The organism is Parvibium lacunae, from assembly GCF_003335215.1.
Lineage (GTDB): Bacteria > Pseudomonadota > Gammaproteobacteria > Burkholderiales > Burkholderiaceae_D > Parvibium > Parvibium lacunae.
On the sequence record NZ_QPGB01000003.1, the window covers coordinates 312,412 to 323,191 of the forward strand.

General features: G+C 46.8%; 1 protein-coding gene. It reads right to left on the reverse strand.

Features of this window, described 5'->3' with window-relative positions:
- Nucleotides 1-20 precede the first annotated feature (20 nt).
- Nucleotides 21-10,730 (reverse strand): calcium-binding protein, encoded by a 10,710-nt coding sequence (locus tag DU000_RS12990; protein WP_240001855.1) that lies wholly within the window; start codon nt 10,728-10,730, stop codon nt 21-23.
- Nucleotides 10,731-10,780 lie beyond the last annotated feature (50 nt).

The following is a 10,780-nucleotide window of genomic DNA, read 5'->3' on the forward strand; positions in this document are numbered from 1 at the left end:
TGCAGCGGCGGGTTATTCGGTTAGGTCAAGCTCGCACTCAACCAAGCTTTGGCGTCAGTTTGGCTACTATTAGTGAGGCTGGTTTGAGCCGCCGCAGGCGGGGCAAAGCTGGCCATAGCCTGTACTAGAAGTCCGATTTGCTGCTCAAGCAAAGGGTCCGCCGCTTTGTTACCTATAGCGCCAACCACAGTAACCTCTGGCGCCCAAATGTAGGTATCCGCCACTGCCAATGCGTCACCCCATAAGCTATAGCGGCTGGTCTTACCCGCGACGGTTACGGTATCGCCACTAGGCATGAGCGTGACATCAGGTTGAATAGATTCCTGATTTGTCTGACTGGCTCCACCCTGAAGAACCGTTTTGTCACCATAATCAATCCCAATCGAAGCTTCGTTAAGGGTCTGCGATGATTCTGTTGCTGCTGGGGTTGTTGACTCACCCCATAAGCTGTAGCGGCTGGTCTTGCCCGCGACGGTTACGGTATCGCCACCAGGCATGAGCGTGACATCGGGTTGAATAGATTCCTGATTTGTCTGACTGACTCCACCCTGAAGAACCGTTTTGTCACCATAATCAATCCCAATCGAAGCTTCGTTAAGGGTCTGCGATGATTCTGTTGCAACTGGGGTTGTTGACTCACCCCATAAGCTGTAGCGGCTGGTCTTGCCCGCGACGGTTGGAGAATTGCTTTCGGGTGTAATCGTTACATCGTTAATACTAGCGATTTTTAGATTATTGGCCGAGCTGACTTGTGCGGCGAGGCTGAGTCGTGACTGAATCTGGGCTGCATTCCAAATTGTGTTATCACTAAAGATAATTGTCTCAACTCGATACTGTCCTGAAAGATCGAAATAATTAGTAATAGTTACCGCGTCGTTCACGGCATACTCTAGAACAAGGTGGTCTGCCTGTCGTTTGACAGCACGGACAGCACTTGCAGTCACATCAGTGAATCTCAATATATCGTTATTCCCTGTACTACTATCTTGGTCGGTAATCGTATCAATTCCAGCTCCTTGGCTCACCTGATATGTATCATTCCCTACTCCCCCAATCAAAATATCATTCCCTACTCCACCAATCAGGGTGTCTGCACCAGCACCGCCATCAAGCGTATCTGCACCAGCCCCGCCGTTGAGGGTGTTGTTACCACTGTTGCCCGTGAGAATATTGTTCAGCGCATTACCTGTGCCGTTAATGGCAGCCGTGCCAGTCAGGGTTAGGTTTTCTACATTCGCACCCAGGGTGTAGGTGATGCTGCTTTGTACTAAATCGGTCCCTTCGTTGAGATTCTCGGTCACGATATCACCGATGTTATCTACCACGTAGGTGTCATTGCCAGCCCCACCTATCATCGTATCTGCACCAGCCCCGCCGTTGAGGATGTCGTTACCGCCAATAGTGGCCGGAATGGAAAAATTAAAGCGTAGTGCTGCATTCCACCACAACCCATTTTGCCCGGCCAGAGTGTTAAGACCATCAAAGGCGGCATTGCCATCACCGATATCAACCATAACACCAGGATCAGTTGGCTTGAGTACAGTCGCCCCAATTGTCACACTATCCACAATGAGATTGCGGTCTTCCGTGCCAATCAAAGCATCATTGGTAAATACCACATCTAGCTTGTTAACTGCTCCGGCAGGAATGGTGAGGTTATTGAAGGTATAGTTAGCTAAACTGGTACTGGTCACGATGGTGCTGCCAATTTTGTTGCCATTGAGCCAGAGTTCCATCTGGGCTCCAACGCCAGCAGCTAAGTTTGCACTCGCTTTGACAATAATACTCTGTGAGTTATTGACCGAGTCTCCATCGCCAATCAAGGTATCGGCACCCGCACCGCCATCGAGCGTATCCGCACCAGCCCCACCGTTGAGGGTGTTGTTACCACTGTTGCCCGTGAGAATATTGTTCAGCGCATTACCTGTGCCGTTAATGGCAGCCGTGCCAGTCAGGGTTAGGTTTTCTACATTCGCACCCAGAGTGTAGGTGATGCTGCTTTGTACTAAATCGGTCCCTTCGTTGAGATTCTCGGTCACGACATCACCGACGTTATCTACCACGTAGGTGTCATTGCCAGCCCCACCTATCATCGTATCTACACCAGCGCCACCGTTGAGGGTGTCGTTACCTGCCAGTCCCTCAATAACATCATTGAGCCCAGTTCCGGTTAAAAGATCATCGCCGTCTGTGCCACGAATTTTATTTTGATTAACTATGGTGATGATCTGCTCATAGGTCAAAGTTGTATTATTGCCAGAAAAATTAATCCGCTCAATCTGATTATTACTTGCAAGCTCAAAATAGTCAGGAATAGTCAACGTGTTCTGAGTATTTTTGTTATCAACAATAATGAGCTTGGTTCCCTCACGGCGCATTAAGTAATCTGACTGACTTCCAGCAAGTCGAATCATATCTAATTGGGAGTTAAGGCTATCCCCATTATCTAAAACGATGTCAGCACCAGACAGACCTCCGCTGTAGTCATAAATGTCTGCTCCCTTTAAGCCACTTAAAGTATTGTTACCTGTATTACCGATAAGTATGTTATCAAACTCATTACCAAAGCCATTAATCGCTTGAGTACCAGTTAATGTAATATTTTCAGTATTGTCCCTAAGACTGTATGACACACTAGTCTTTACCGTATCTATGCCCTCTTGCGCATTCTCAACTACAGCGTCTGAGTCAAGGTCTACAATATATGTATCATTGCCAGCCCCTCCTGCCATGAAGTCCATATCTGCGCCACCATCCAATACATCATCATTGGCACCGCCATATAATCGATCTATGCCATTTCCTCCATTCAGGACATCATTGCCATTGCCACCATACAACTGATCAATCCCGTCTAGCCCAGAAAGCGTATCATTACCATTTCCACCATAAGCGAGATCATTATTTTGATTACCTACCCAACTATCATTTCCACTCGTTCCCCAAAACAATCTCCCCGTTACCAGTGAGTCATACAATCCTACGCCATCAATTATTTCTCCTGAAGCGAATCTTAGGTCGCTGATAGGAGTGCTCATATAACGAACTGGCCCATCGAGGCGAGAAATATAGTGCTCGAAATTAAAATAATTATTAATTCTTATCGAATCATTACTTGAATACTGAATAATTAGGTTGCCTCCCTCTCTTGAGAAAGCCAGTTGTCCAGCATCAACCCCTGAACCGAAAACAATACTTGGCAATGATCCGGTCGCTTGCAAGGAAAGAAAATTGATTGAATCTCGACCGTCGCCAAGATTAAATTCCAATGATGCATTGAATGTTTTTGTGAAGGTTATCTCATCATTCCCTCCTTTAGCATTCAGGGTCCTCACACTCCCAACCGTCATCCCAGGAGCTTGACTACCATTCTGATCCCTCAGTAATATTTTTGAATCTCGGTTATCTCCAATTACCGAAGGGGTGTCATATAGCTCAAAATTTTCAACATTCTGATAGTCAGCAAGATTTATATTTCCATTGGCAATTACAACCGTATCATTACCCTCGCCCTCTAGTTCAATCACCTTGTCGCCACTATTAATAATATATAGATCATCGCCTTTACCGCCTACCAAGGTATCCCCTACCACACCATTCCCAAGTCCCTGATTCACCCGTAATGGACGCATTGTTAGTTGATACGATTCAGAGAAGAGCGAGGCTGTCTGTACAGAATCATTAAATATATATTGCAACTCATCAAAAGCATAAACGCCTACACCATAGGTCGAACCAGTTGCAGTTGTCAGCAATCGGCCGTTTGCACTGCCCAGAATATTATTTTTATCGTTACCGTAACCAGTACGTTTTTCACTAATACCATCAATAAATAAATTTTCTTCAAACGCCTTTAAGCGGTAATCGTTTGATGAAATGATCGTATCCACTGAACCCGCCACCTCCTGAATCGTATCTCCAGGCTCACTCAGTCGATAAACGTTTCGTGCATTTGATAAACCAATATACTCATCTGCCCCTGCGCCGCCATCAAATAACGTATACGCATAAGGAAGATCTATCCCACTTGGGAGCATAAGGTTTGGTAGTTCGTCTATGAATAATCGATTATTTCCTTCATTCCCAAGCAAATGAAAAGCATTAACCGAAGAAGACGTATTTGTATCTATCCGAGCGCCCAGGTTTTCAATATTGTCAGGGAGCTGGTATTGCACCACGCCATTTTGCACGATACCGTTGTTGTCGACGTAGCCTAGTGTAGCTGCGCCGTCACCATTTAAGATTACAGTATCATTACCCTGACCACTAAGTTCATATACTTGGTCAGAACGAGGGCCGAATGCATTGCTCGGGTCAACGTTCCCCCAGCGCGAAAAATATGCTCCATAGCCATTTGCCTGTGGTAGGCCATTTACGAAATAGGTGTCATCCCCAGCGCCTCCATAGAGAGAGTCAATCGACACGCCTATCGGAGGAGCATAACTTCCAGAATATCGATATTGATTAATTCGATCATCAAACCCAACAGCCAATCCATCGAGGCCATAGAGCCTGTCATTCCCTGCATTACCGTATAATGTGTCTTTACCTGCGCCATCAAACAAAATATTATTATTGGCATTCCCGGTTATCTGATTATCAGCGTCATTACCCAACCCATACAGAGCGCTATCAAATAGACTCAAATTTTCTATACCAGCAGGCAGTTTAAAATCAGCCCACGAATTCACGGTGTCTATACTTGTAAAAGTGTTTTCGTTTTGAATGATGGTATTCGTATCGTGAACGGTATAAACATCATTTGCCGCAGAGCCATTGTATGTCAGAGAGTTATGCGTGAGCGCAACGATTTCTGCGCGACTAAGCTGATTGCCATTATCAAAGTTAATCGATACGTTACCCGCCTTAGTTGAAAAAAATTCGCGAACAAATATGGTTTGATCCACACCACGGACCTGAATTAGCAGCCCATCTTCATAATAACCTGTATCAAGGGGGCTCGGTGGCTTGTATGGTGCATTCGGATCTTTAAATCGAATAGGCCTCGGTAGCGCAAAGTTAAAACCCGGTTCCAGGCTGTACTCAAATGGATAGGGAGAAACGTAGCTCTCCCAGCGCGAAAACACCAAATCTTCAGGTTTAATGTTGGATCCGAACACCATTTTAAGGCTGCTCGCATTGAGTGGCTGTGTGACTAAATCATGCCCATCACCCAAGTTAAAGTAATAAGTATCATTACCCACTACATGGGCAAAATAATCCATCCCCTTTCCGCCAGTTAACCCATCATCACCAGCGCCACCATTCAGAGTGTCATTTCCTGCGTTTCCAGAAATCTGATCGGCACCAGAAAAGCCAGTGATTAAATCATCACCATCGGTACCAGTTAATAACTTTTGTCTGATTAATTCATTGCTCCATGTCGTTCCGTTATTGAAGCGGATACTGATTGGTGTTTCTGCGTCAAAAAAATCGTCGATCGTAATAGAATCCCCACCACGATGCTGAATGCGCATTTCACGCGAAAACGATTTGAAGCTGATATCAGCAGGCAAAATTCCAACGCCAAATTCGATGGTGCTGGTTGTCGCTAATCCGTCATAGGTTAACAATCCTATCGTATCCTGACCAAAACCCAGATCAAAACGATAGACGTTATTGCCGCCACCTCCCCCCATAGTATCGTTCCCAGCGCCGCCAACTAAAACATCATTACCTTTGCCTCCTGCCAGGCTATCGTTTCCATCACCGCCATATAACGTATCATTACCCCAATTCATGTCATACGATAACCCCTCTTCTGGCAAAGGCTCTGCATTATCATAACCACCATATAACGTATCATTCCCAGCGCCTCCATACAACTCATCATCCCCAATCAAGCCGACCAACACATCATCTCCCGCCAAACCATCTAGGCGGCCAACATGATTAACATCAATCAGATAATCTGCCCCTGCAGTCGCCCGGCGGGCATACTCATCCAACTGATTAGTCGTTAATTTCGTGCCATCAGCAAACTGTAAGAAGCTAATTCGATTATTTTGTGATCCGAAATAATCCCAAATCAGAAGACTATCATTGGTATCAATAATCTCAATCAATAGCCCGCCTAGTTGTTTCAATGGCTCCCCTAGTGGTGATAATTTCACATCATATCGCTGTGCCTTAATACGTAAATCTGATAATCGAATATCAGGCCCGAACTCAATCACATCAACATCTGTACTGATAGATTTCCTATTATTAATTCCGTCTTTCCCATCGCCGCGATTAAAAATATATTTATCAGAGCCAGTACCACCGCTCAAAATATCATCGCCAACACCACCAATCAAAATATCATCGCCAGCATCACCACTCAAAATATCATTGCCGCCCCTTCCAATCAAAATATCATCGCCAGCACCGCCTGATAATTGATTAATTAAAGCATCCCCTTCTATTCGATTACTTAACGCATTCCCTGTGCCACGACTAGCGTTACCGCTTACGATCAGATTCTCAACATTGTCGGGTAGAGAAAAATCAACAATGCTGCTACGTACCGTATCAACACCCTCCCCAGCCAACTCAATAACTTGCACATTCTCATTACTGACAATATAGACATCATCCCCAGCGCCACCCTCAAGACGATCAGCGCCGCCAGCCCCATCTAAAATATTATTGCCCGCATTTCCTCTCAAACGGTTATCAAGCTCATTACCGGTAATCTTCCAATTTCCCGAGCCTAACAGTTGTCCATTGAATATACCTGTTGGCAAAATCAAATCACCATTATCAGCGCTCGCTCCCTCAAAAATTATCTTGAGCTCAGTACTGCTATACACACGGCCATTTAAAATCAGTGCGCTAATTTCATTCAGATCAATACGAATTTCACCTGCAGTAACTGGGTAAGCCGAACCAGTGCGATAACTCAAGCCTGTTTGAGTAAGACTTATCTGGTCTAAATTGACATTGATCGAAATTGTCGAATCTGCACCACTATCAACAATCGTATCAACCCCATAAGTATCGCTAACATTAAATTCATAACGATCAGCGCCAGCACCCCCAATTAAAGTATCATTTCCACCGCCCCCAACCAGTACATCATTCCCAGCGCCACCGCGTAGGCTATTATCAAGATAATTACCAATCAACCGATCATTACCAGCCCCCCCTACCGCATTTTCCAGAAAACTACGTTCAGCAATATAGGCTTGACCGTCGGCCAAAATACTGGAATTTTTTTGCCCGCGGAAACTCCAGCCACCCGGATTCAAATCAATCGTTACTGACTGTGTTTCTTGGCTGGCATCAAAAGTATCGGTACCAAAACTATCGCCAATGTAATGCTGACCAAACCCATAATTATCATTACCCACACCACCGCGCACGCCATACAAATATTGCAAAGCAGCCACATCAAATAGCGATAAGCTGGTTTTAGGCCCCCCCACTTTTGTATACGACATCAAAGTGTTGTTAGTATTATTTTCTGCATTAGGTAGCACTGGGGCCTCAAAAGGATGCTTTAAGCCTAACGCGTGCCCTACCTCATGCAAAATAACCTGGAAACCAGACTGCCCTTCAGATAAAGATTGCCGCGTTACCAGCTTATGGTTAGCATCTTTGAAGGTCTCTGAAAACAGTAAACTATTCAAATGCACATCACCCGTTTGCGCCACTGCATAGCCAGCAAATGCCGATAAATTCTCACTACTCAAGTCATCTAGCATAAACCGCATATCGCTACCAGCAACATTAGATGTTTCCAAGAAATCGATTGGAATAACCTCACTAAACTTACTCAGTGCCGAGCGCACTGCTTGTTTTTGCTCATCGGTAAAGGCATATACATTTTTCTCACCTGCCAGAGGGGAACTGGCAAAGCTGTATGTAATAAAACCTCGATAGTTATAACTCATGTTGGTCAAGACTTTTATTTCATCTCGACTTAACAGTGCGTTAATAAAGTACGGTAAATTTTTATCCGCAAAAGGATCAAGCGGTGCCGTGCCAGGGTCTGGAGCAGGGGCCATTGTTAATATTTTTTCAGTATCCCATGACACCCCATCAGCAAAAGCAATCGACGCAATGACTGGATTATCAGGGTCATATTCTCCGGCCCCTGCAGAACTGTCTCCATGGCTTGGGCCGCCAGTGTAATACCCCTTAACCCTAACGCTATCTTGCCCAGCTGATCCATACTCAACAACCAAATCGCCTGAATCTCTAAAAACGCGCTTTACCAAACTAGAGTCAAACTTGAAACAAATCAAATTTCGCGAGCCATCAGTGCCAAAATCTTGAATCGTATCTGCCCCATCCCCCAAACCAAACACATACGTATCACTGCCGCCGCCACCGTACAATTCATCGTTACCTACTCCCCCCTCCAGCAAATCATTACCAGCAAAGCCGCTTCCATTGTCGCCATACAAAAAATCGCTACCCTCTTGCCCAAGCAAGATGTCATCGCCATCACCGCCGGTTAAAATATCATTATCTTTTCCACCATCTAATAAATCATCGCCGCTGGCCCCATCCAGGCGATCATCTCCATCCTGCCCGAATAACACATCGTTTCCTATGCCATCCGACTCAAATTCCTGCAAAGTGTCTGCCCCCGCACCACCTTCCATATAATCATTTCCCTGACCGCCATACAGATCATCGGCATCTGCACCGCCATCCAAATAATCGTCCCCTAAATCCCCCCACAAATAATCGTCCCCCGCTCCCCCAGCCAAGTAATCATCAGTAGGGTAGTCTCCGTCACCTACAACATATGGCGCATCCCCGATCAAAATATCATTGTTATCACCCCCGAAGAGCGTATCTGCCCCCAAACCACCTATTAAAAAATCAACACCATCACCGCCATCTAAATAATCATTACCATCATCACCACTCAGCTCATCCGCACCAGTCCCACCCTGCAGTTGATCATTGCCGCCCAAGCCTAACAACACATCATCATTCTCATCGCCGCTTAGTAAATCATTATTATTAGCTCCATAAATTACATCATTCCCAATCCCACCATAAATTCTCGCCCCCATCCCCCCCGTCCCCGGGTTTAATAAAGTTAGCGGCGAATCAAACATAATCGCAATCGACTGTGTAATAGGTGCCAGACCAAAACGAGGATCATCTCGCTGCACATAATCACGAAACTGAGCTACATACTCGGTCACACCTAACTTAATTCCAACATCAATTCGCTGCTTACCATCAACCCCCAAAAACCAACTCAAATACTTACTCAACCCACCGTTATTTTCCAGAAGTGTCGAACTCACATCAAAAACATCATAGCGCCCAGTTCGGCTCTCCACCACACTCGGCGCACTACCGCCCCAACGATAAGCATATCCCCCGTTCACTGATTCAGCATAAACACCAGGGAAATCAGCATAGAGCGCCCCATTTAGCAGGACCGGGCCATAATCCCCCGCTGCATACCGCCCGGATTTCGACACCAGATAACTCACCCCATCTGGCCCCGACACAAGATCCCAACCCACACTTACCCCCGCTCGCACCACGTCATTCCCCGCTCCAGCGAAAATCGTATCACCCCCATCGCCACTCAAAATAATGTCATTACCCTCCCCCCCATCCAGCCAGTCGCCTAAATTTCCCCCTGAGATCAAATCATTCCCAGTCCCTCCAAGAAATACATTTTTAGCAACAAGCTGGCCTACTATAAAATCATTACCAGCGCCACCATCCACTGCAGTTTCTCTACCAACAATATCAACCTCATTTCTGAAATACCCCAAATATGAACCATGCGTATTTGCCAACTGCTGCCGCTCAGCCCCACTCATTGCGCTCAGGTTCAAGAGTGGTACTGCCGGCTGGCTGGCTACGGCCTCCTGCCCCGCCAGGCTAATACCGAGTTTGCCAGGGGCCCAGTTTTTAACATACACGGTGTTTTTTAAATCCCCGTTGAAGTTGATCGCCAGCAGGCTCTGACCATCCAGGTCGTAACGCCGAATTTCATAGCCATTACCGACCCAGGCAAGCTTTTTGTCATCATACGTCGCACTACCGACTTTACTGCCCATGTAGCTGATCTGGCCCAGGCCATCGGCATCGTCGATCAGGTCTGTCCCAAAATTGGCGGTGTCAATGGCGTAGATGTCAGTGCCTTGCCCGCCTTGTAAATAGTCGGCCCCCGTGCCACCCACCAGGGTGTCGTTACCACTGCCAGTGGTGAGGTTGTCGGCGCCGTCTCCGCCATACACAAAGTCGGTGCCATTGCCGGTGACAATGGTGTCGTTACCAGCATCACCATAGAGATTGTTTTTGGCGGCTTGGCTTTGGATGAGGTCGTTGCCACTGCCGCCTTGTACCAGTTGGGTGGCGCTGCCAGCGCTGATTTGAATGACGTCGTTACCGTCATCGCCATTGAGGCTGTTGTTGTCGGTAGCTTGGTCGGTCAGGTAATCATTGCCGGTGCCGCCATACAGGGTGTCTTGACCACTGCCGCCTTCTATAAAGTCATTCCCGTCATCGCCGTTGAGGGTGTCATTACCGCTACCGCCTAGCAGTTGGTCGTTACCATTGTCGCCATTGAGGGTGTCCGCTCCGGCGCCGCCTATTAGGGTGTCGGTGCCTTGGCCGCCGTTGAGGGTGTCGTCACCGGTGCCGCCTTCAAGCCAGTCGTCTCCACCAAGGCCATTGAGGGTGTCGTTGCCCGCACCGCCATAGAGGCGGTCGTTGTGGTTTTGTCCTTCTAGAAGGTCGTTTCCAGTGCCGCCAAAGCTCACTAGGTGGGTGACGGTGGTGGAGGTGATGGGGTTGATGAGTATGCTTTGGG